The sequence below is a fragment of the Chryseobacterium sp. 22458 genome (assembly GCF_052044975.1).
In the GTDB taxonomy this organism is placed as follows: Bacteria; Bacteroidota; Bacteroidia; order Flavobacteriales; family Weeksellaceae; genus Chryseobacterium.
On sequence record NZ_JBQEOA010000001.1, the window covers coordinates 1,355,879 to 1,379,710 of the forward strand.

Here is a 23,832-nt window from a genome sequence, read left to right on the forward strand (position 1 = left end):
TTAACTTTTTGCTTAAATAACAATCTTCTCAAAAGCTTTCCTTAGACCGTCTGCCAGAACAACTTCTCCGCAATAAGAATATCCTTTGCTTTCAAGGATTTTCAGCATGGCAATATTATCATAGTTGGTATCTACCTTAATACTCTGAATATCATGCGATCTGGCAAAATCTTCAATATGATCAAACAGTTTTTTCGTCATTCCCTGGCCAGCAAATTTTTCATCAATAGCTACTCTGTGAACCACCACGAATTCTCCGTCACTCAGCCATGCTCCTTCAATTTTGCTGTACGCCGGCTCATCATTCAGAATCAGGGCACCGTATACTGCAATATCGCCATCTACCGTAAGAACATATCCGAAACCTTTTGCAATATCGCTTTCTACCGTACCCAGATTAGGATAGCCATTCTGCCACTGTGTACTTCCGTCCTGTTTTCTTCTTTCAATAGACTGCTGGATGATTCCCCAAATAATGTCTCTGTCTTCAATTTCCGCTTTTCTTAGTTTGATTTCTGAATTCATGTTGTAGATTTTGATTTAAAAATTTAAAGATTAAAGGATTAAAAATCAGAACAATCCTATTTAATTAAATTGCGGGTTCTTTTCAGTAATCTTTTAATCATTCAATTTTTCAATCTTTTAATGATTATATGATTAATTAAAAAACCGAAAACTAATAAAAATTAATTTTCGGTTCGAAGTAGTAAAATTTAAAATTATGAAATTGTTTATTGATTTTCACTTTGTTGAAGATAAGCATCAATAATTTCAAAGGCTTTCTTCTCATCTTCCAGATCTACCATTACTTTCAGCGAGGTTGCTGTGGGTGTTGTAGTAAATGTAAGATAGTTGTTTTCAACTGTATTTGTAATTTGCGCATCATCCAATTTAGACTTAACCAACTGAATTTCTGAAGGTTTGTCACTTTCATAAACCGATACTCTCGTGCTTCTTTCCATACTCTAAATGTTTGAATATCTAAATATACAATGTTTTTTTGAAAATTACAAATCTTTTAGTTTTAAATCTTATTAATATTGTTTTCAATTTTATCTAAGGCCAGCTGAATTTCTTCCTTGGTTACATTCAGATGTGGTCTGAAACGTAAAGACTGATCTCCGCAAGGAAGAATAATCAATCCGTCTTTGAAAAGCTCATTCATCAACTGGTTTCTCTGTGCAGCCGTTGGAAGATCGATGGCACACATCAATCCTCTTCCTCTTGCATTTGAAATTTTCTCAGGATATTTTTCTGCCATTGCTTTAAGACTTTCCAGTAAGAAGTCTCCCACTACTCTTGCATTCTCCACAAGGTTTTCTTTTTCGATGACTTCCATTACCAGCTGGAAACGAAGCATATCGATAAAGTTTCCTCCGAATGTAGAGTTGATTCTTGAGCTTTCTCTGAAAACGTTGTTCGGAACTTCATCAAACTTTTCCTTATTGGCAAGCACACCGCATACCTGAGCTTTTTTACCGAAAGAAATAATATCCGGTTTTGCTGTAAAGTGCTGGAATGCCCACATTTTTCCTGTAATAGCGATTCCTGTCTGAACTTCATCAAAAATAAGTAAGATTTCGTTGTCATCGCAGATTCTTCTTAATCCCAAAAGGAATTCGTCTCTGAAATGGTTGTCGCCACCTTCTGCCTGAATAGGCTCAATAATGATGCAGGCCACTTTATCAGGGTTCATCAGAATAGCCTCTTCGATCTGAAGTAAAGCAAGATTTTCATTTTTGATTGTTTCTTCCAGGTTCTCTTCTGTGATTGGGAACTTTAATTTCGGATTTAAGATTCTCGGCCAGTTGAACATTGGAAAATATTGGTATTTTCTTGGATCAGAAGTATTCGTTAAGCTTAAAGTATAACCGCTTCTTCCATGGAAAGCCTGTTTGAAGTGAATACAGATTCCTGCTTCAGTTTCAAGTCCTTTTGCAAAATTCTTGCGGGTCTTCCAGTCGAAGCATGCCTTCATTGCATTTTCAACGCCTAAAGTTCCACCTTCGATAAAGAAAGCATACTGTAATTCTTCAGGGATCACTACTCTTTCGAATACTTCAAGAAACTGAGCATATTCTTCTGAATAAACGTCTGCCAATGTTGGTTTGTTCACCGCCATTCTTCCCAGCCATTCTGATCTTTCCACAAGATAAGGATGATTGTACCCTACAGATGCTGATGCAAACATAGAGAACATATCCAGATATTCTCTGTCTGTAAGTTTGTCATACAACCATGATCCGTGAGATTTTTCAATATCCATCACAAAATCGAAGCCGTCTGCCAAAACGTGTTTTCCTACTGTTTCTTTTACTTTGTTTGCTTTTATATCCAATGTTTGTTCCATAATAAATTTGTTGTGTGATTTAATAAGTGAACGATCAGATGATCCAAAGAATGAAACATCTGATCATTCAGGTTATTAAGTTTTATAGTTTTTTTGTACGCTTTAAGTAAAGCTTTTATAAATCGAATTTAATTCCTTGTGCTAAAGGAAGTTGTGCGGTATAATTTATAGTATTGGTTTGCCTTCTCATATAATACTTCCAGGCATCAGATCCTGATTCTCTTCCTCCTCCGGTTTCTTTTTCTCCACCGAAAGCACCTCCGATTTCAGCACCTGAAGTACCGATGTTTACGTTGGCAATACCACAGTCTGAACCTGCATGGGAAAGGAACAGTTCTGCTTCTCTGAGATTCTGCGTCATGATGGCAGAAGATAATCCCTGAGGAACATCATTCTGGATCGCAATCGCTTCCTCTAACGTTTTATATTTGATAAGGTATAAGATAGGAGCAAATGTTTCATGCTGAACGATCTCGTAAGAGTTTTTCACTTCCGCAACGCAAGGTTTCACATAGCATCCGGATTCATAATCTTTGCCGGATAAAACACCGCCTTCGACCACGAATTTTCCACCTTCTTTTTTACATTTTTTGATAGCTTCTTCATATTGATTCACAGCATCAGTATCAATAAGTGGCCCTACGTGGTTGTTTTCATCCAGCGGGTTACCTATTTTCAACTGTCCGTAAGCTTTTGTCAATCTTGTTTTTACCTCATTGTAAACGCTTTCATGGATGATCAGTCTTCTTGTTGAAGTACATCTCTGTCCAGCCGTTCCTACCGCCCCGAAAACAGCCCCGATAATAGACATATCAAGGTCTGCTTCTTTTGTAATGATGATAGCGTTGTTCCCGCCCAGTTCAAGGATAGATTTTCCGAATCTTTCCGCTACTTTGGAAGAAACCATTCTTCCTACTCTGGTTGATCCTGTGAAAGAAACCAAAGCAACTCTCTTATCATCTACCAGCTTCTGTCCGATTTCATGGTCAGCGATTAATACGCTGGAAATTCCTTCCGGAAGATTATTTTCCTTTAAAACTTCAGCCATGATATTCTGACATGCCACAGCGCAAAGCGGTGTTTTTTCTGATGGTTTCCAGATGGTAACGTTACCACAGATCCATGCTAAAGCTGTATTCCATGACCAAACGGCTACCGGGAAGTTGAAAGCTGTGATGATTCCCACCACTCCAAGCGGATGGTATTGTTCGTACATTCTGTGACCAGGTCTTTCAGAGTGCATCGTATATCCCTGAAGCTGTCTTGAAAGTCCTACTGCGAAATCACAGATATCAATCATTTCCTGAACTTCTCCAAGTCCTTCCTGAAGTGACTTACCCATTTCGTAAGAAACAAGTCTACCAAGATCTTCTTTATATTCTCTTAATTTTAAACCAAGCTGCCTTACGATCTCTCCTCTTTTGGGAGCCGGGATCAGCCTGAATTCCTGAAATGCTTTTTGAGCGGTTTCAATTACTTTGTCATAATCACTTTCTCCGGAAGTCTTTACTTTAGCGATCAGCTTTCCGTCTACAGGAGAGATACTTTCGATCACCTTTCCTGAAGCGAAATATTTTCCGCCTACTGAGGTACCTTTGTTTTCTTCTTTAATACCTAAGTTTTTTAATGTTTTTTCGATTCCGAAATCCTTTACTTTTTTTGACATAAAATCTTACTTTTCGTTCTCTCTAAAGATAAAAATATTATGTGAACCTCAAAACTTTAATTTTTAATACGCTTTTTATTTGGACTAATTATAAACATGCTTATCTTTGCAGGGTAATCTTTTTGATATTCACCAATGGAAAATTCACAAGAAAATAACTCAAAGTTTAAAAAATGGTTCAAGCGTGTGGGATGGGCAGGATTGGCTTTCTTTACCATTAAAGGCTTGGTTTGGCTCGTAATATTCTACTTTGGAGCAGACACTCTTCAGAGTTGCATGAAATAAAAAAGCAGAGAAAAATTTCTCTGCTTTCTTTTTTACCGTAAAGACATCCAATTGTTATTTTTTCATTGAAAAGTTCAAAAAAAGTCTCTTTTTTGTGTATTTCATAATCTAAAACTGATAACAAAAGAACATTTTTTATTTATTCATCTTCCGAAAAAGCCTTTTAAATCTCAAAAAAATGATTTTTAAAAGTCAGTCATTCTTCTTTCTTCCAGCATTGACCAGGCTCTGATGCAATAGGTATTCAATCTGTCCATTCACACTTCTGAACTCATCGCCGGCCCATTTTTCAAGAAGTTTATACGTTGATTCATCTATTCTTATGACAAAGGATTTTTTGCCTTTAGCTTCTGAAGGGTTCTGAGTTTTTCCTGCTTTCATTTTCTCAATTTCTCTAAGATGATTATTTTAATTATTTCAGTGCAGATTCTCCCCACCTTACAATTCCAATTACTGATGTTCCATTCTTAATTATAAAGTGTTCCGGCATTCAGGATGGGTGTGGCTGCTTTTTCACCACAAAGAACAACCATCAGATTGCTTACCATTGCAGCCTTTCTTTCATCATCAAGCTCAACGATATTATCTTCAGACAATTTTTTCAGGGCAAGATCAACCATTCCTACAGCCCCCTCTACAATCTTTGTTCTGGCAGCTACAATAGCAGTTGCCTGCTGTCTCTGAAGCATTGCTCCGGCGATTTCAGAAGCATAGGCCAAATGGGTAATTCTCGCTTCCTGGATGATGATTCCTGCGGGAGCCAATCTTTCCAATAATTCCTGTTCAAGAATTTTGTTCACCTGGTCGCCACCATCTCTTAGCGTAATATCAGCATGTTCATCTTCAAGATTATCATACGGAAAGCTTACGGCAAGGTGCCTTACAGCAGCCTCACTCTGCATTCTCACATAATCTGTGTATCTTTCCACTTCATAAGCTGCTTTGTAGGTATCTCCTACTTTCCAGACGATTACTGCTGCAATTTCAATAGGATTCCCCATCTTATCATTCACTTTCAATGTCTGTCCCTGAAGGTTTTCCGAACGAAGGCTGATTCTCTGTGATGAATACAGGGGATTGATAAAGAATAATCCGTTCTCTTTTACAGTCCCCACATACTTTCCGAAGAAGTTCAATACCCTTGAATGGTTTGGCTGAATGATCATCAGCCCTTTTAAGAAAAAGCAAGACAACAGAAAGCAAAGCATGGCAATCACCACAAAGGTGATGCTCTGATCCACCCCGCTGATAAAGAAGTATACTGCTGCTACAAACAAAGCCAGACAAATGACTAAGGTAAGATAACCTGACATAGGTTTTAATGTTTTTTCCATGATCTTATTTTAATTTGATATTATTTTGATATCATAAAGATAGTGGTAAATTTTGAATTTTGAAATATAAATTTGATTTTTACACCAAAAAGTGATTTTTGATTAACAGTTTCCTATCAATTAAACCCTATTCAAAACAACACATTCTTTTAGAGTTTATTTAGCCTTAGACTTTATTTTTTATTTGGATCCGACCTTAAATATTGTAATTTAGGAGATAAAATACTTGTAACAGGATTAGCTTATTCTATCTAAATAATTATATACAAAAAACCAAATATGAAATTCAAAAATGACATTTCTTTTCTGCGTGCATTCTCTGTCATTGCGGTAATACTGTACCATTTTAAGTTCACATCATTTAAAGGGGGATTTATTGGAGTCGATATTTTTTTTGTTATTTCAGGATACCTGATGACAAGAATCATTTTAACCTCCTTCACAAAAGACAATTTTAAACTGCTGAATTTTTATGGCAAACGTATATCCAGAATATTTCCAGCATTACTGCTGATGATTTCCTTTTTTATGGTAGTGATTTATATTCTCGTACCTACACAGTTTATTCCCTATTTAGAATCAAGTTTTTCCAGTTCTCTATTTTTTTCCAATATTTTTTATTATCTAAATAATGGATACTTTGATGCTTCTTCGCAATTCAATTTTCTATTACATACATGGTCTTTATCGGTAGAATGGCAGTTTTATATGTTTTATCCCTTACTGCTTCTTATATTCAGGAGAACATATTCTGTAAATTTTAAACTTTTCAAAACTATATTTTTTTTATTAATTATTATGTCTTTCACTATGATGATAGTTCATAATACCAGTGATAATGTTTTTTCATTTTTCATTTTCTATACCAGAGCGTGGGAAATGATGTTTGGGGGATTAGCTTTTCTTTATGAGAAGGATACTCAGAAGCTTAATCCAAAGTATAAAAATTTCATAGTAATCATCTGTATTTTAATTTTATCAGTCTGCATTTATACCACAGAAAGTCATACAACAAGCTGGCCTTCTTTTCTCACCATAATCCCAGTCACTTCTACCAGCATAATCCTTCTTTTAAATACAGATTTTAAGTTTTTTAAAAACAAAATAATCACCTTTTTAGGTAATATATCTTATTCATTATATTTATGGCACTGGCCAATTTATGTGTTGAGTTTATATTATGGCCTGCATGAAAGATTAAGATACAAGATTGTATTTATTTCTCTATCCATAATTTTTGCCACCATATCGTACTATTTAATAGAAAAGAAAAGCTACAGTAAGAAAATCGGCTATGTTTTAGCCTATTCTATATTGATTTTCTTAGGATCATTCACGCTTTCCAAAATCAATCCTGAATTATACTTTTCTAAGGAACTAGCCCAACTGGTTGATGTAGCAGCTAACTATAAATATAGCAAGGAAGCCAAAAACCAATATTTGTTAGGAACCAAACACCTTCTACATAATCAACCATTTTATTTGTATAAGAAAAACGAGTTAGAGCCTTCTAAAACTAAAAATAACATTATACTTTTAGGTGATAGTCACGCTGGAATGTTTTCTGAAACGGTAAGAGAAATAGTTAACAAACATAATGGAAATTTTATCCAAATTACAGCAGATGCAACATTTCCAGAACCCAACACAAAATCCTCTTATGCCGGACCACAAGATTTAATGAATTACTTTTTCTCTCATTATTTCCCAAGAAACAATGAAAATATTGATTTGGTCATTATTTCTGTGAATTACCAAGATTATTACCAATTGGACAAAAGGATGGATGCTGTAATACAATATTTTTCCCAATATAAGACAAAGATCATCTTTATAGGACAAACCATGAGTTATGATATTGATTTCCCTACTTCCTATTATATTCAAAGGGAAAATAAAAGTTCTGATAAAGCTTTCAATACCAATGATATACTTAAGAACAGATTAGGAGACAGATATATTGATTTACTTAATCATCCTATAAAACAAGTTGATAAAGGTTATCCATATATTTATGACACCAATCATTATACTTATTATGGAACCAGTCAATATAAGAAACTAATTACCCACTATTTATACGACCTGTCTCAAAAGATAAATTAACATCTGACAATTTCCCAAATGACAAAAGGAGACAAAGAAGTCCGGGAGAGCCGGTTATGAAATATCTGAACAAATGAACAAACAGAATAGGGTAAAAATAAAAACCTATAAAAACAAATATAGTTGTAGGGTTAGCCTACAACTATATCATAAATATTAGTATTTTGATCTTATTAATCTAATGATTATTTAGTACTAGTCAATTCAAAGCCTATTTCTTTGTAAGTGTTTTAAACTTAAAATAAGAAACAGCTGATAAAGTAATCATCGTAGCAATTCCGATGTACACCCAAGCCGGTACCGGCACAGGATCTCCTGCTGCATAAGAGTGAAGACCACTCAGGTAGTAATTTACCCCGAAATAAGTCATTACCATTGAACAGAATGCAAACATCGTTGCCACGTGGAATGCCCATCTGCTTCTCAATCCAGGGACTAATCTCATGTGCAATACAAATGCATATACCATGATAGAGATGAAAGCCCAGGTTTCCTTAGGGTCCCAGCTCCAGTATCTTCCCCATGATTCATTTGCCCAGATTCCTCCTAAGAAGTTTCCTACCGTAAGCGCAAAAAGGCCGATCGTTAATGACATTTCAGAAACAATAACCAACTCCTTCAATGTTGTATCGTGGTGAATCTTATACGTATCTTTATTGGAAATAATATAAAATACCAGAGAGATTACAGCGATGATCATCGAAAGGGCGAAGAAACCATAACTTGAGGTAATAATTGCTACGTGAACAATCAGCCAGTATGATTTCAATACCGGAACAAGCGGTGTGATCTGCGGATCAAGTGCTGAACCTCCATGCGCAAATCCCATCATGATAACTGCTACCATAAATCCAGCTGCAGGAATCAGAGCATTAACTCCAGCTGTGCCTTTAGGATTCACTAAGTTTCCACCAGCCAAAGCTGCTCTTTGCCCCAGGTTAGGTTTTGTAAATCCGAAATAGAACAACAATCCGGCAGTAATACCTACCCATGAAATGAAGATGATCGCTTCATATCCGTTACTCCAAGGAGCGTGCCCCGAGATATACCATCTTGCCACAAGACCTAAGAAATGACAGATATATCCTATCAATCCAATGTAAATAGTGGCTTTGATAACCTTTTTTAATACTCTGTTAGGTTTGAACAATTCAACAAAACCTAAAATCAGAAGAAGTCCGCCAATGATGGTATAGAAGATCAATAATTTAAAATTGATATCGGCTTTATTCATGAAAACCTCAAGATCAACTTTCGATTTTGCCGGAACCACTGCTTTCCCCCATTTCTGCTGATAGTCTGAAAGCTTGGCTAATTCTTTATCTGCCTTGCCCCAGTCGTTTGTTTTCTGAGCATTAAGTGCTTCTGCAAAATAAGGTCCCATTACCTGCTGAGACTCCATATCCGGTTCGAATTTCAGATCCAGCCATGAATGCCATGTGTGGTTGGCATCGTTTTTCACAGGAACGATTCTCATAAACTGCCCGCTGAAGAATTCGTTGAAAATCTGAACTCTTTCGTTTACGGCAATTACCTCTTTATCATAATTCGTCTGATCTGCCGGTTTTTTACGGAAAGCCGTGTTATAATCATGCTCAAGAATATATGTTAAGTTACCATTTGCATCTGCAGGGAAAAGATTCATTAAAGAAGTATATCCATCATCATCAGCTTTTGTTTTATTCTTTAACTCATCCCCACCTTTAGGTCCTACTTTGATTATAGGAACCATGGTCCAGCTTGGCGTATCTGTATTGATAGAAAGGAACCATTGGTTAGCAGTCAGGTATTTCCCGTCTGTTCCTTTGAAACGGTCATGCTTGTAAAGTTTTCTTAAAACATCTAAAGCCTGAGTATTGATCGGAACAATTCTTCCTTCAAAACTCTGCACCAAAAGATATCCGAATTTATCTGCGTGTTCTTTGCTGATTTTATTTCTTGCAATGATCTCATCAGGAGTAATTGTTCTCATTTTCCCCATTGGAGTGGCCAGTGAATTCTGCTTTGGAGCAGCACCGTCAAGCGGCTGAACATTCTGAGCCGGGGCATGAGAATGGTCATCTCCCGGTACATGAACGTGGTCTCTGCTTCCGTCAGTTGTACCGTGAGTTTCAATTTTCTGGGCATTCAATCCTAAGCTGAGGAATATTAAAAGAACTGCCGCTGCTTTCTTTTTGTTTACATCTGTCAACATTTTGCTTAATTTCCAGAAATGTGTTCCTTTCCAGAAGAAAATGACAAACATTCCTAAGAAAAGCAATCCATACCCGATATAAGAAATCAATGTTCCCCAATAATCATGGTTTACGGATAATACGGTTCCCATCCTGTCCGGATCAAAACTTGCCTGGAAGAAACGGTATCCTTTATGATTCAGAACGTGGTTCATATAGATTTTATATGGTGTTTCTTTTCCTTCATCAATGATTTTCACATGGCTTTCATAAGCACTTGGTGATGAACTTCCGGGATACGTTTCCATAACGAAGTCCTCCAGCTTCAATGCAAAAGGTGTATTGTATACTTTAGGTCCGAAACCTACCATGATGTTCAGACCATCCATTGTGATCTGCTTGTAAGCATTCGGGTTTCCTTTTTCCACAGAAAGATCTACCAGTTGCTTTGTTTTTGGACCCTGCAGCTCAATCTGAAGCATATCCGGAACATTCAGATCTTTCTTTCTGTCTCCTTCAAAAGCGATAAGTCTTCCTTTTTTAAGACCTTCAGGCACTACAAGCTTCAACTCGTTGATCGTATATAAACTTCTCAATGCCAACGGCTGGAATTCATCTTTCTTTGTAGTTCCCGTTGCCTGTGTTGCCATCGTCATATAGCTGGCATCTACAGGAGTTTTGATATAGAGTTTACCTCCGTCATTTCTGAATTCAACCGCACCATCAATAGCTCTGTTGAATGTTACCAAAGTTCCGTTGATTGATTTGGTCTCTCCCGGTTTGATGTATATATTCTGTCTTCCGGTATTTCCTGTAGAAACCAGATGAAGGTATTCTTTTCCGTTCGGTTCAGCTACCAGACTGTCTTTCTTTCTCTGGATATACTCCTTTGCGATCACCTTTACTTCCTTTCCGTGGAAATCGTAAGTTGCAGTAAGGTCTTTATGAAGTGGAGACATTAAATAAGGGATATCCTGATAATTAAGGACATCTCCTTTTTCTTCGATCTGGATTTTAAGGAAGTTTTTATCTGTTATGATCTCATTGGAGGTCTCTCCTTCCCTGATGTGCATGGTTCCCTCGAAACTGATGTATCGGGTAATGGCACCACCCACGAAAATGAAAACAAAGGCAAGGTGAAAAACCAAAACCGGCCACTTATCCTTTTTCCACAGTCTGTATCTTCCGATATTTCCTATGAAGTTGAGAATAAGCAGAACCATGATCAGTTCAAACCATTTTGCCTCATAAATTAATGCTTTTGCTGTAGGAGTTCCGTAGTCGTTTTCTAAGAACGTTGCATAGGCCATTGCGAATGCGTACACCAGCAACAATACAGCCATTGTCCTGGTTGAGATAAGAATATCTTGGAGCTTCTTCATGATTTATATGTACTTGACATGCAAAAATAAGGATGATAAACTACAAAGCGCTGAAAAAAAGCTGTTTTTTATCATTTTGAAGCCTGTTTCAGTTATTTTGAATCGTTCTTAATAAGATTAGAGTTATTAGGAAAAATTCAATTTTTAAAAGCGAAAAAATACAGATTCATAATACCTATCCTACCGATTGAAATCTTCTATTTGGTCATTTACTCCAAAACATAAACCATTGATATTTAATCCATTAATAAAAAATAGAATTTATACATAAAACTTAGTGTGAGAAATTACTTTTCCAAAGAAATCTTTTTTCTGATTTTGCTTAAAAACTCGTGGGTAATCCCAAGATAAGAAGCAACCTGCTGCTGGGTCAGTCTCTGCTCCAGTCCCGGATATTTTTCAAGAAACTCAAGGTAACGTTTATCAGCTGTTTTACCTGTCAATGATAAAATTCTTCTTTGTAAGGCTACGGACGACTGCTGATTCATGATCCTGAAAAGCTTTTCTATCTGCGGCATGGTTTCATACAGACGTTCCTTCTCTTTTTTGGAAATCATCAGCACTTCGCTGTCTTCAAGCGCTTCAATATTCAGGATGCTGGGAACATGATTGATGAGGCTGTCTATATCTGTAATCCACCAACCTGCTACTGCAAAATACAACGTCTGCTCAGAACCGTTTTCGTTCAGGTAGTATATTTTAAAACATCCGTTCAGAACAAATCCTTCAAACAGACAATAATCGCCTTCCCGGAGCACCTGATCCTTTTTATTGAATTTTTTATACTCAAAAGGTTCTGCAAACCGAATGAACTCTTCTTCTGAAAGACTGATGTATCTGCTGATATTGTTGTAAAGTAAACCGGACATCCTTTTTGATAAACAGAATAAAGGTACCAAAATTATTGACACCTTTAGAAAAATATAATTGTAAAGACGGAAGCCAGAATAGAGAGAGTATTAAGGTCGGCAACCAACAACTTCCAGCCTCCTGCTTCCATCTTCATTACCAAAATATAAGTTATGTTAAGTTATTTTCTTTTTATAAAATCTGCGGTATTCACAATACGGGCATAGAGATCTCCCAATGCTGATATTCCCGCAAGAAAAGACTTTTGAACTTCTGAAGCTTTTACCGTTTCACCATTCAGTTCCCGGTCTTTTGTTGCGGTAGCATCCCCGATAATGGTAGTATTAAACCCGAAATCAAAAGCTGCCCTGGTAGTAGATTCCACACATACATCGGTCATCATTCCTGTAATGATAAGGTTTTCTATCTTTTCCGATTTCAGATACTCCAGAAGATCCGTTTCTCTGAAACTGTTCGGGAAATGTTTGGTAATAACCTTCTCACCCGCCTGCGGAGAAACCAATGGACTGATCTCTGCTCCGGAAGTTCCGGGGAGGAAAAAAGTAGCGCCTTCATTGGTTGAAATATGTAGGATATGCACCACCGGAAGTTGTTTCTGTCTGAAATATTCCAAAACTTTTTTGGTGTTTTGCCCCGCTTCCTCAGCTTTTTCCAGCGTCATTTTTCCTCCCGGGAAATAATCATTCTGTACGTCAATAATTAATAATGCTGTGTTTTCCATTTTTCTTTTTTGTTGTGCGTTTATTGTTATTAGTGAAGTTAAAATCAGGCACAGGGCCAGGATAGATCTGAGTGTATTTTTCATTGATGAAATTTTATGGTACAAAACTACATCGGCTGCCACTCCTGGCCTTTGAACTAGTTCAAAAAACAATAATAAAACGTTCTTAAAAAGTGTATGCCAGATCTTGTTGTTTTAGAATATTTTTAAGAAGATTTACAATGCTTATTAAAGCAATAGAATAATGATTACCTATCAATTAATATAATTTAACAAATCCGGATTTGGAAAAACAAAAAAAAATGCCTTATTTTATTACATACAATAACGGAAAAGTTCTTCTCACCAATTTTAAATAATCACAGTAAAAACAGGGAATAGCAAAATGTTTTTTGAATAAAAAAGATTCTTTTAGTATTGAAAAAACATTAAATTTGCGACATTGATATTATGGACAAAAAGACACAAAAAAAAACGACTGAATCGCCTGATAAAGGCAGAATTTTATCTAAGCCGCGCATTTTTTTCGGACTTAGTTTTATACTTTTCTCTGCCGTCCTTGCATTCTCCTTCATTTCTTATTTAATGAACTGGAAAGCAGACCAAAGCCAGGCAGGTACCATGCTTGACAAGAGTATCAAATCTTCAAATATTTTTGGTAAGGTGGGCGACTGGCTAGGAAATATTTTCATCTTTGAAAGTATCGGTATTGCCTCATTCATTATTGCCTTTCTTTTTATGGTGGTAGGAACCCTTATTCTTAAAAAGAAAATCTTCAAACCATGGAAGACCATTGGTCACTCTCTGTTTTTCATCTGCTGGCTTCCGATCTTTATGGGAGCGCTTACAAAAGGACAAGGCGTTTTGGGTGGTGTATACGGATATCAGATCATGGATTATCTGAATTCCATTATCGGTACTGTAGGTCTATGGACTGTTTTGGCTGCAAGTATCCTTCTTTATTTTATTCTTGAATTCAACCTTCGTCCAAGTTCTATTAAAGCAAAGCTTAACACCATCAATGAAAATACCATAGGAAAGGTAAGATCCATGATGCCGGATTCTAATGAAGATTTCGAAGCAGATGAAGAACTGAAAGAAGAGACTGAAGAAACGGAGGAAGAAAAAAATACAGCTCCTAATGTTACCGTAAGTGATATTGCAAGCCCTATCCCTTCCAATCCTGTCTCTGTAATAAAGGAACAGGAACCGGTAAGTGTCCCGAAAGGATTCCCTGAGGTTCCGGTAGCAGCCGATATAGAAACGATTACAACGCCTAATCATACTTCTTTTGAAACAGAACCTAAAGAGGTGGCACAACCTGTAAGCTTAAATCTTTCTGCCAAACCATCCGTTCCGGTATCAAGTCCTGAAGAAGCATTTGATATCAGACCTTCTACTCCGGTATCTGCAGTGACTTCTGCCCCGGCTCAGGAAAATATTAAATTTAACGTGGAAGTTGCTCCGGTGATCGATATTCTGGATGATTCTGATAAAAAATCCCAGGAACTTGTAGAAAAGCACGGCCTTTATGATCACAAGCTGGATCTTGCCAATTTTCAGATGCCTCCTGTTGATCTCCTGAAAGATTATGGCAGTGAAGAAATTTCTATCAACAAAGAAGAATTAGAAGAAAATAAAAACAAGATCGTTGGACTTCTGAAAAATTTCAACGTAGGCATCGCAGAGATCAAAGCGACAATCGGACCTACCGTTACTTTATATGAAATTGTACCGGAAGCAGGAATCAGAGTGGCGGCAATTAAAAAGCTGCAAGACGATATCGCACTCAATCTTTCTGCTTTGGGGATCAGAATCATTGCCCCAATGCCAGGAAAAGGAACAATCGGAATTGAAGTGCCGAGAAAAAATCCTACTATGGTTTCTATGCGTTCGGTAATTGCTTCTCAGAAATTCCAGAATACTGACATGGATCTTCCGGTAGTTTTCGGAAAAACGATTTCCAACGAAATTTTCATGGCCGACCTTTCCAAGATGCCTCACTTACTGATGGCAGGAGCTACAGGACAGGGTAAATCTGTAGGTATTAATGCTATCCTGACTTCTCTTCTTTATAAAAAGCACCCGAGTGAGCTGAAGTTCGTCATGGTAGACCCTAAGAAAGTGGAACTTTCATTGTATTCAAAAATTGAAAGACACTATCTGGCTAAGCTACCGGATGCAGAGGAAGCCATCATTACGGATACAAACAAAGTCATCAATACCCTGAATTCATTGTGTATTGAGATGGATACCCGATATGATCTTCTTAAAAACGCTTTCTGTAAAAACTTAAAGGAATACAACAAAAAATTCACGGAAAGAAAGCTGAACCCGGAGAACGGACACAGGTATCTGCCGTATATTGTATTGGTAGTGGACGAATTTGCGGATCTGATCATGACTGCAGGAAAAGAGGTGGAATTACCGATCGCAAGACTGGCACAGCTGGCAAGAGCCGTAGGAATTCACCTTATTGTAGCCACTCAGAGACCTTCCGTAAATGTAATTACAGGGATGATCAAGGCTAACTTCCCGGCAAGGGCAGCCTTCAGGGTAATCTCCAGTGTAGATTCAAGAACAATCCTTGATTCACCGGGAGCTGATCAGCTGATTGGTAAGGGAGATATGCTTTACTTCAACGGAAATGAAATTTTGAGACTTCAATGTGCTTTCGTAGACACTCCTGAAGTGGAAAGAATTGCAGAATTCATCGGGGAACAAAAAGGATATTCATCTGCATTCCTTCTTCCTGAATATGTTTCTGAAGATGCCAACAGTACGGCTGCAGGTTCTTTTGACCCTAATGAAAAGGATGCCTTATTTGAAGATGCAGCGAGAATCATTGTTTCTACCCAGCAGGGATCTACTTCAATGCTTCAGAGACAGCTGAAACTCGGATATAACAGAGCCGGAAGAATTATGGACCAGCTTGAGGCCAGCGGTATTGTGGGAGGTTTCAACGGAGCCAAGGCAAGAGAGGTTCTGATCAGCGATCTGCATTCTTTGGAACAGTTTTTGGAAGATCTGCGTAGTTAAAGGGAAATCTGATGATTTTAACCTTTAAAACTAAAAAATGTCTAAAAGATTATTAAATTAAAAAAATGAGAAATATTATTTCAAAAGTTATATTAGGAAGTTTTGTTGTAGGTGCGGTAGGAATGGCCAATGCTCAGAAGATTGATGCCAAAGCTAAAAAGATTCTGGATGATGTTACAGCCAACTACAAGTCTAAAAAGAATTCTTACTTCAAATTTTCTTTTGGAAGCGGCCTTAACGGGCAGGTTACAAAAACAGAACCTGGTATTTATTATGTTGCCGGAGAAAAATACAAACTGAAGATCATGGATACGGAACAGATCTTCGACGGAAACAAAATCTACAATATCAATGCTGATGATATGGAAGTAACGGTTGCAAAACCTAACGGAAGCAGCAGTATGTTCTCCCCTATCAACTACCTTAGCACTTACAGAAACGATTATAATGTAACGTATAACGGTAAGAAAATGGTAAACGGGGTTAATTCTGATTTCATTAAACTTACTCCGGTGAAAGCAAACGGAATACAGCATGTGTATCTTTTCATAGATTCTGCAAAGAAGCAAATGGTGAAACTGGAACAGCATGGAAGCAATAAAGATGTAGCGGTGATTGCCATTAAAGAATATAAAGAGAACCAGGAGCTGGATCCTAATATGTTTGTTTTTGACAAAAATAAGTTTAAAAACTACGTCGTTACAGAACTTTAAAATAAAAAAGTAAAACTGCAATTCTGCCCTTCCGGCAGTCTGTAATTTTACTATTGAAAAAAAATAACAAAATATGAAAAGCCACAAGTAAACTTTGTGGCTTTTTGATTAATTTTGACGCATGTTAAAAATACTAGACCGATATATCATAAAAACCTTCTTTGGACCGTTTTTCTTTATATTCAGCGTATTGTTTTTCATCTTTATTGTAAACATTATCTGGGTTCAGCTGGGGCAATTTATGGGTAAAGGATTAAGCTACTGGCAGATCCTTAAACTTCTTTTCTATCTTGGTGTAAGTGTAGTCAGTATGGTACTGCCGCTTACCATTCTTCTGGCCAGCATCATGTCCTTCGGGGAATTTGGTGAAAGATATGAGCTGGCAGCCATGAAAGCAGCAGGAATTTCCCTTACAAGGGTAATGACTCCCCTGCTGGGAGTAGCAACCGGCCTCGCCATTATCCTCTATTTTTTCTCGAATAATATCAGTCCGGATTTTCAGAAGAAGGCCAAGAATATGCTTTTCAATATTGCACAGACGAAACCTGCACTTAACTTTACTCCCGGACAGTTCATTGATCAGATTCCGAGCTATATGGTAAAGTTTGATAAGATCTATGGTGATAACGGAGAGAATATTGACGGGGTTTTTATCCACAAAAAAGCAAACACATACGAAAACCAGCAGTCTATTGTTGCAGAAAAGGGAAAATTTGTTCCCGCAGCCAATAAAAACTTTCTGAAGCTAGTTCTGTACAACGGATACGTATTTGAGGATACTTATGCAGGAAAAGGAGACAATGTAAGACAGAAACAGCCGGATCAGGCGATTAAATTCGATACACTGGTTTCTCATTTTGACATCAGTGAGATCATCAATAAGGCCATCGAAAAAGAGCAAATTACGGATGACTACCGTTTCCAGAGCTATAATCAGGTCAACGAAACGATTGCCAGAAGCAAAAAAGAAAACAAACAGTTTTTTGATAATGTAGGTTCTGAGGTTCTGAATCAGACCAATTCTGTGATCAGCTATATGGACAAGGGTAATAAACACAAGGTCACTCCAAAAGCTCAGATCAAATTAGATACTGTAAAAGGAGATAAAAAGCTGGAAATGATCTATTACTCTTACAACAGGCTGGATAACCTGAAATCAACTCTGGAGTCTAAAAAGAATGAAGTCAGCAACAATGTAAAATATTTCAGTAAGATTGTTATTTACCAACAGAGAATTATTTCCTATTCTGTAACCTGCATCATTTTTTTCCTGATCGGGGCCAGTTTAGGATCTATTATCAGAAAAGGAGGTATGGGACTCCCTGTCATCATCGCTATTGTTATTTTCATCATTTTTTATGTAATGAATGTGGGAGTGGAAAATATGTCATGGAGCGGAAAAATGAATCCTTATCTGGCTGCCTGGCTTCCTAATTTCATCCTCTTCCCTTTTGGAATATGGATGACCTACAAAGCCCTTACTGATTCGCAGCTATTTGATGCAGAAAAATACAAAGCATTCTTTAAACCGGTTACCAAACTGTTTGTGAAGGATAAAGAGCATAAAAGATATCAGTAACTGTTCCAATAAGGATATCAGAAAGAGATACAAACCCGGATTTTTTCCGGGTTTTTTTGTAATTAAAATGGCTGTCATATTCTTTTCAACTGCAATAATCTTCGAATTTTTATCATTTTTTCTGAAATGATAAGATTATATTTACAGAAATAATCTGTTATCCAACACCCAATTAATATGAAAACAATATTCTTCACAGCAGTACTGTTCTCTATAGTATCATGTAAAAATGACAAGAGTAAAATTCTTCGGAGCCAATCTGCTTCTACAGATACAGCCATTATAAAAAGGGATCTGCCAACGACCGATATAACAGATTCCATCAAAAATGAATATACCATTCTTCAGGCTCAACTTACAGCAAAAAAACTACAGTCTTCCCGTTTTACCTACAACTGTTATGAAGAGCCTTCCGGGGAAGTTACGTTTTATTCAGATCAAAGCGGGGTCAGGGTCATAGAACATATGTACGCTGAACATAGCCACTTTTCGGCAGTGGAACGGTACTTTATTTCTGGCGGAAAACCCTTCTTTATATTCAAGGAAGAAACAGTCTGGAACTTTGACGGTGGTACTCCGGAAAAACCCATTACCAAAGATGATATTACGGAAACACGGATGTATCTCCAACAAGGCCTGCCCGTGAAATGTCTTGAGAAAAAATACAACATAAGATCTGATCAGAAAGCAGAGAATGCAACTGATAAGATCCCCAATAAAGAAATCTCATGCAATGGAGAAGAAATACTTACAACATTCCGGTCACTGCTTCAGCATAAAGACCAGAAAGGAGAAATAAAATGCCTGTAAAAACTAAGATAAGGCTGTTTCTAAAATCAAATATTTAAATTTCTCCAATGCATCCTGAACTGGTTATATTCAGGATGGCACTTTTAAGACTTCCTCTTAGCTTTAGATATTGGATATTCCTAAGTTTAGAACTGATACACAAAAGCATTAATATTCATTCCGGCTCCTACAGAAGCAAATAAAACTACATCATTCTTTCTGATCTCATGATGTTCCAGTTCACCTTTTAAAATCATTGTGAGTAAAGACGGGATGGTTGCCACACTACTGTTTCCAAGCTTCTGAATCACCATAGGCATGATATTTTCAGGAACCGGAACGCCATACAACTGATAAAAACGGTTGACGATGGCTTCATCCATTTTTTCATTCGCCTGATGAATAATGATCTTATTCAACTGATCAATGGAATATCCGCTGCTGTCAAAACATTTTTTCATGGCTGCAGGAACATTCAGCAGAGCAAACTCATAGATTTTCCTGCCGTCCATTTTGATATATCTGGTATCAGGGCATCTTTCATTATTGTATGATTTTCCGAAATACAGGTAATCTTTTTCATTGAGGGTGTAAGAAGCAGAAAGATGGGATTTTATACCTGCTTTATCTTCATTATTCACTTCCAGTACCGCAGCCCCTGCTCCATCAGCATAGATCATACTATCCCTGTCATGGATATCCACTACCCGGGAAAGGGTTTCAGCACCAATGACCAGGCATCTCTTTGCAATCCCCGATTTAATAAATGCATTAGCCTGTATTACTCCTTCAATCCAACCCGGGCATCCGAACAACACATCATAGGCAACACAAAAGTTATTTCTGATTCCCAGCAAATGCTTTACCCTGGCCGCAAGACTGGGCACCATATCAGACTGTACGGTTCCAAACCGGACATCTCCAAAGTTATGGGCAAATATTATATAGTCTAAGCTTTCAGGATCTATTCCTGCATTCTCAATGGCAGAACGGGCCGCAATGAACCCAAGGTCTGAAGTGACCTCTGTACTGTGTGCATATCTTCTTTCTTCAATACCGGTTATTTTTTTTAATTTATCCGTAATAGAAGCATTATTTTCTTTTAATAATACACCTTCTTCATTCAGGAAAATATGTTTATCAAAAAATAAATTGGTGATTGTTTCTGAGGGGATATAGTTTCCTACACCGATAATCTTAGTCATCATTTTAAATTTTAAATTCCTGTTTTTATAAGGTTACAGGAATAATATTATAAATATAATCAATTAACGTTAATACTTATCAATATATTATTATGCTATACCTCTATTTCGATAAAAATCTAAAATAACTCAACAAAAACGACAGAATAAAAAAAGAGGCTTCCCACCGGAAACCTCTTTTTAGTATTTTTCAAAAACTGAAAATTATACTTTCATAATTTCAGCTTCTTTAGTCTTAAGATGCTCGTCGCAAAGTTTTACATATTTATCTGTATAGTTCTGAATCTCTTCCTCTACTCCTTTTACAATATCTTCAGAAACTCCGTCAAGCTTTTTAAGTTCTTTCAAACCGTCCTGTCTTGCGTTTCTTACCGTTACTTTAGTCTGTTCAGCTTCAACTTTAGCCTGCTTTGCAAGCTCTTTTCTTCTTTCCTCGGTTAAAGGCGGAACATTAAGGATAATATTTTCTCCGTTATTAGAAGGAGCAAAACCTAAGTTTGAGTTGATAATCGCTTTTTCAATAGCGTTGATTGCAGTTCTGTCCCAAGGTTGAATAGAGATGGTCATTGCATCCGGAACAGAAACATTGGCAACCTGGTTGATAGGAGTCATCGCTCCATAATATTCTACCATTACATCCTGAACCATCGCTGTAGAAGCACGTCCTGCTCTAATTCTTTGAAATGCGTGATCCAAATGCTTTACAGCTGCATCCATGTCCTGCTTTACAGATTCTAATATAAGATCTAATTCTTCCATTATTATAGTATAGTTTGATAAATTGCATATTAACTAGCTACTGAATATCAAGCAATTAACATTTCCAACACTGCAACAATTGCGTTTTCTCCTGCTTTTTACTATCCAGTGGTGCAAAAATAATGATTGTTTTCGATATTTCAGTAAGCATTTACCTTTTTTGAGGAAGTTGTTCTTTCAAAAAAATAAAAATAACGGTTTAAAGCTCTTTTTTATAAATATCTGTACTCTGTATTTTTGTTTTTTATTGATCGATTCTTATTGATTATGGTCACAACTTTATCCTACATATATTTTATTTCATCAAAGACCACGTACAAATACTTGCTTCATATTTCGGATGTTTCCACTCGCATATATCCCATATTTTATGACTTATTTTACAGTATTCTTTTAATCAAACTTCTAAGCAGATATAGGAAGTTCAAACAGAAACGATATTGTATGCAATTCTGGAAGAGGAATACATCAAACAGATGACTCCAATCCATGAAAATAAACAACCCTTACCCATTTTTCAACTCATTTAAAACACTCAAATCATGACAAATCCATCTTTAGACGCCTATCAGCAGGTTTTTAGCCTTGCATGTCTGGCCAACCGTGCCGGAGATTACAATGGTACCGGCAGTGAATTACAGGAACAGCTTCAATATGACCTGTCTTATTACCTGAACAATGTTCCTCCGGTTTCAGTAATGCAGCAGCAAAACCCATCCATTGCCAATTCTTCCGTTACTTCTCAACTGGGCAACTGGAACCTTGTCTGGGGTCCTGCTCTGATTGAAGAAACCGATGAAAACGGTCAGCCAACAGGAGTTGCAGACAATGCATTATATGTAGCACAGTGTGATAATGTGGCCTTTCCCGGAGGACCTGCACTGCCTGTTTACGTAGTAGCAATAGCAGCTACCAATCCTGCATCGCTTTATGATTGGGAAACAGAGGATTTTTCCGTATCGGAAGTTGTTAATTGGACTACTTATGATCCTTCAGATTTTTCAACATCAGATTACAACAGGAATTTTCCGTACATATCCAAAGGAACCGCTACAGGTATAGGGATCCTTCTCAGCCTTATAAGCCCGGATACAGCAGCTTCACCCAATACTACACTCCAGCAGTTTCTGGCAGATTTAAAACCTGATCAGGAAACTGCAATTATATTTTGTGGTCACAGCCTTGCCGGTGCTTTATCTCCTACCCTTGCCCTTTATCTGAAAGAACAGAATCAGCTTGAAGCTTTTGATATTACCCTGGTATACCCTACCGCCGGACCTACTCCGGGAGATGTAAATTTCGCCAACTTATTTGACGCTGCTTTTCCTTCCTTGCCATCCGGTTGGGTACAACAGCAGAGCGATTATCAGAACTGGAACACCATGCACTGGAATGCCCTGGATGTGGTTCCCCATGCGTGGCAGGGATCCAGCCTGAAACAGATTGCCAATTTATATGGTCATTCACCTGATTCATACACCGCCGATATCCTGACAGCACTACAGGACTTTGCTGTCATTGATTCCCTAAGTTCAAGTGCTCCCTATACCATGATCAGAAATCAGTCACTGCCTGGTACCCTTCAGAACTCCGGACCTTTGGGCGCAATCAACGTTCCTCCTCAATCTTTAACGGATTATTTCAGTCAGCTGAGTTTGCAACATGTAGAAATCTACTCCGGTCTTCCAGATCTTCCCGGCCTTATTCTTAACACTCCATTACCCGAACCACCGCCTCCGGTTCAGCTCGTTCCGGGAGTCGTTAAAGTACCCAAAGATGAGATGATCATTAATATCATCAATCAGATCAAGGAATGGATTCAATCTCATATTCATTTAACAAGCCAACAACCGGTAAAAACGGAAGTAAATGAATAACAGATACTTTTTAATCATAAATAAGGAGAAAGCAGAAAATCCGGACAAAGAGTAAGCATATAATTATGACAGGTAAAGTATAATATAATACATAAAAAACCGCCTGTCACAGCAATTAAGCTATGACAGGCGGTTAATTTTTTTTATAGAAGTCTGATCTTACAGGAAAATAACGGATATTTAAAATCTATTTTCTAATTCCTGTTATCTGCGACCTGCAATCGGATTACAAATCTACTAAAGTTCCTACATTTTCGCCGTCTACAATTCTTTCCAGATTGCCATCTTTATTCATATCGAATACAATGATAGGCAGCTTGTTTTCGTGGCTCAGGGTAAATGCAGTCATATCCATTACCTTAAGGTTTTTCTCAAATACTTCATCAAAAGATAATGAATTGTATTTTACAGCATCTGCATTCTTTTCAGGATCACTGTCATAGATTCCATCCACTCTTGTTCCTTTTAAGATCACATCTGCTCCTATTTCAATGGCTCTCAGTGTAGCAGCGGTATCTGTTGTAAAATAAGGGTTACCTGTTCCTGCCCCGAAGATCACTACTCTTCCTTTTTCAAGGTGTCTTACTGCTCTTCTTTTGATGAAAGGTTCAGCTACCTTATCCATTTCAATGGCAGACTGAAGTCTTGTTTTGATTCCGGCATCTTCCAGCGCTCCCTGTAATGCCATACCGTTGATCACGGTTGCAAGCATTCCCATATAGTCCCCCTGTACTCTGTCCATTCCTTTGGCAGCTCCTGCTACTCCACGGAAAATATTTCCTCCTCCGATGACGATCGCTACTTCACAGCCTTTTTCAACTACTTTTTTGATCTCAGCAGCATATTCCTGCAGTCTTTCGTTGTCAATACCGTACTGTCTGTTCCCCATTAATGCCTCTCCACTTAGTTTCAGAAGGATTCTTTTATATTTCATCTTTTATTTTTAATAACTTTTATTAGCGTTGTTTTCCCCAGAATTTGGT

19 protein-coding genes are annotated in these 23,832 nt (G+C 37.4%); 7 read left to right on the forward strand and 12 right to left on the reverse strand.

The window, feature by feature from the left end; all coding sequences use genetic code 11:
• Positions 1 to 12 precede the first annotated feature (12 nt).
• The 4 genes from ACTJJF_RS06020 to amaB form a co-directional block, all read right to left on the reverse strand.
• Entirely contained in the window at positions 13 to 525 is a 513-nt protein-coding gene (locus ACTJJF_RS06020) for a GNAT family N-acetyltransferase (protein WP_312303815.1), read from the reverse strand.
• A gap of 206 nt (positions 526 to 731) precedes the next feature.
• The gene (locus ACTJJF_RS06025; protein ID WP_065397696.1) at positions 732 to 962 is read right to left on the reverse strand and encodes a DUF2007 domain-containing protein; all 231 of its coding nucleotides are present in this window, start codon (positions 960 to 962) and stop codon (positions 732 to 734) included.
• A 62-nt stretch (positions 963 to 1,024) separates the two neighbouring features.
• Positions 1,025 to 2,350: an L-lysine 6-transaminase gene (gene lat, locus ACTJJF_RS06030; protein ID WP_312303820.1), complete on the reverse strand. Its 1,326-nt coding sequence runs from the start codon at positions 2,348 to 2,350 to the stop codon at positions 1,025 to 1,027.
• 115 nt (positions 2,351 to 2,465) lie between these two features.
• Positions 2,466 to 4,016, reverse strand: a complete 1,551-nt coding sequence (amaB, locus tag ACTJJF_RS06035; RefSeq protein WP_440699034.1) for an L-piperidine-6-carboxylate dehydrogenase — start codon at positions 4,014 to 4,016, stop codon at positions 2,466 to 2,468.
• 135 nt (positions 4,017 to 4,151) lie between these two features.
• Here amaB and ACTJJF_RS06040 point away from each other — a divergent pair, with 135 nt between their 5' ends.
• Positions 4,152 to 4,301: a hypothetical protein gene (locus tag ACTJJF_RS06040; protein WP_312303825.1), complete on the forward strand. Its 150-nt coding sequence runs from the start codon at positions 4,152 to 4,154 to the stop codon at positions 4,299 to 4,301.
• 192 nt (positions 4,302 to 4,493) lie between these two features.
• Here ACTJJF_RS06040 and ACTJJF_RS06045 read toward each other — a convergent pair whose 3' ends face one another.
• Together ACTJJF_RS06045 and ACTJJF_RS06050 are read right to left on the reverse strand one after the other, a co-directional pair.
• Complete coding sequence (locus ACTJJF_RS06045) at positions 4,494 to 4,682, reverse strand: Arc family DNA binding domain-containing protein (protein WP_312303827.1); 189 nt, start codon at positions 4,680 to 4,682, stop codon at positions 4,494 to 4,496.
• 86 nt (positions 4,683 to 4,768) lie between these two features.
• Complete coding sequence (locus tag ACTJJF_RS06050) at positions 4,769 to 5,635, reverse strand: SPFH domain-containing protein (RefSeq protein WP_312303830.1); 867 nt, start codon at positions 5,633 to 5,635, stop codon at positions 4,769 to 4,771.
• 279 nt (positions 5,636 to 5,914) lie between these two features.
• On the opposite strand from ACTJJF_RS06050, the gene ACTJJF_RS06055 reads away from it, so the two are divergent.
• Entirely contained in the window at positions 5,915 to 7,741 is a 1,827-nt protein-coding gene (locus tag ACTJJF_RS06055) for an acyltransferase family protein (RefSeq protein ID WP_440699035.1), read from the forward strand.
• 211 nt (positions 7,742 to 7,952) lie between these two features.
• On the opposite strand, the gene ccsA is transcribed toward ACTJJF_RS06055, so the two are convergent.
• The 3 genes from ccsA to ACTJJF_RS06070 form a co-directional block, all read right to left on the reverse strand.
• Positions 7,953 to 11,297, reverse strand: coding sequence for a cytochrome c biogenesis protein CcsA (ccsA, locus tag ACTJJF_RS06060; protein WP_440699036.1), 3,345 nt, complete (start codon positions 11,295 to 11,297; stop codon positions 7,953 to 7,955).
• A 287-nt stretch (positions 11,298 to 11,584) separates the two neighbouring features.
• Positions 11,585 to 12,166: a Crp/Fnr family transcriptional regulator gene (locus ACTJJF_RS06065; RefSeq protein WP_312303836.1), complete on the reverse strand. Its 582-nt coding sequence runs from the start codon at positions 12,164 to 12,166 to the stop codon at positions 11,585 to 11,587.
• 161 nt (positions 12,167 to 12,327) lie between these two features.
• On the reverse strand, positions 12,328 to 12,972 hold the full coding sequence (locus ACTJJF_RS06070) for a cysteine hydrolase family protein (protein ID WP_440699037.1): 645 nt from the start codon (positions 12,970 to 12,972) through the stop codon (positions 12,328 to 12,330).
• 366 nt (positions 12,973 to 13,338) lie between these two features.
• On the opposite strand from ACTJJF_RS06070, the gene ACTJJF_RS06075 reads away from it, so the two are divergent.
• From ACTJJF_RS06075 to ACTJJF_RS06090, 4 genes are all read left to right on the forward strand, one after another.
• A complete protein-coding gene (locus tag ACTJJF_RS06075) occupies positions 13,339 to 15,927 on the forward strand; it encodes a DNA translocase FtsK 4TM domain-containing protein (RefSeq protein WP_440699038.1) in 2,589 nt (862 codons plus the stop codon).
• A 65-nt stretch (positions 15,928 to 15,992) separates the two neighbouring features.
• Positions 15,993 to 16,640 carry a LolA family protein gene (locus tag ACTJJF_RS06080; protein ID WP_440699039.1) on the forward strand — a complete coding sequence of 216 codons (648 nt, stop codon included), beginning with the start codon at positions 15,993 to 15,995 and terminating at the stop codon, positions 16,638 to 16,640.
• Between the two features lie 121 nt (positions 16,641 to 16,761).
• Complete coding sequence (locus ACTJJF_RS06085; RefSeq protein WP_312303846.1) at positions 16,762 to 18,219, forward strand: LptF/LptG family permease; 1,458 nt, start codon at positions 16,762 to 16,764, stop codon at positions 18,217 to 18,219.
• Positions 18,220 to 18,396: 177 nt separating this feature from the next.
• Positions 18,397 to 19,029 carry a hypothetical protein gene (locus tag ACTJJF_RS06090; RefSeq protein ID WP_440699040.1) on the forward strand — a complete coding sequence of 211 codons (633 nt, stop codon included), beginning with the start codon at positions 18,397 to 18,399 and terminating at the stop codon, positions 19,027 to 19,029.
• A gap of 125 nt (positions 19,030 to 19,154) precedes the next feature.
• Here the strand turns inward: ACTJJF_RS06090 and ACTJJF_RS06095 are convergent, their stop codons facing one another.
• Complete coding sequence (locus tag ACTJJF_RS06095) at positions 19,155 to 20,216, reverse strand: 3-oxoacyl-ACP synthase III family protein (RefSeq protein ID WP_440699041.1); 1,062 nt, start codon at positions 20,214 to 20,216, stop codon at positions 19,155 to 19,157.
• Between the two features lie 201 nt (positions 20,217 to 20,417).
• Positions 20,418 to 20,972 carry a ribosome recycling factor gene (gene frr / locus ACTJJF_RS06100; protein WP_065397684.1) on the reverse strand — a complete coding sequence of 185 codons (555 nt, stop codon included), beginning with the start codon at positions 20,970 to 20,972 and terminating at the stop codon, positions 20,418 to 20,420.
• Positions 20,973 to 21,514: 542 nt separating this feature from the next.
• Between frr and ACTJJF_RS06105 the strand changes: the two genes are divergently transcribed.
• Complete coding sequence (locus ACTJJF_RS06105; protein WP_440699042.1) at positions 21,515 to 22,849, forward strand: lipase family protein; 1,335 nt, start codon at positions 21,515 to 21,517, stop codon at positions 22,847 to 22,849.
• Positions 22,850 to 23,075: 226 nt separating this feature from the next.
• Here the strand turns inward: ACTJJF_RS06105 and pyrH are convergent, their stop codons facing one another.
• Entirely contained in the window at positions 23,076 to 23,783 is a 708-nt protein-coding gene (pyrH, locus tag ACTJJF_RS06110) for a UMP kinase (protein ID WP_065397680.1), read from the reverse strand.
• Positions 23,784 to 23,832 lie beyond the last annotated feature (49 nt).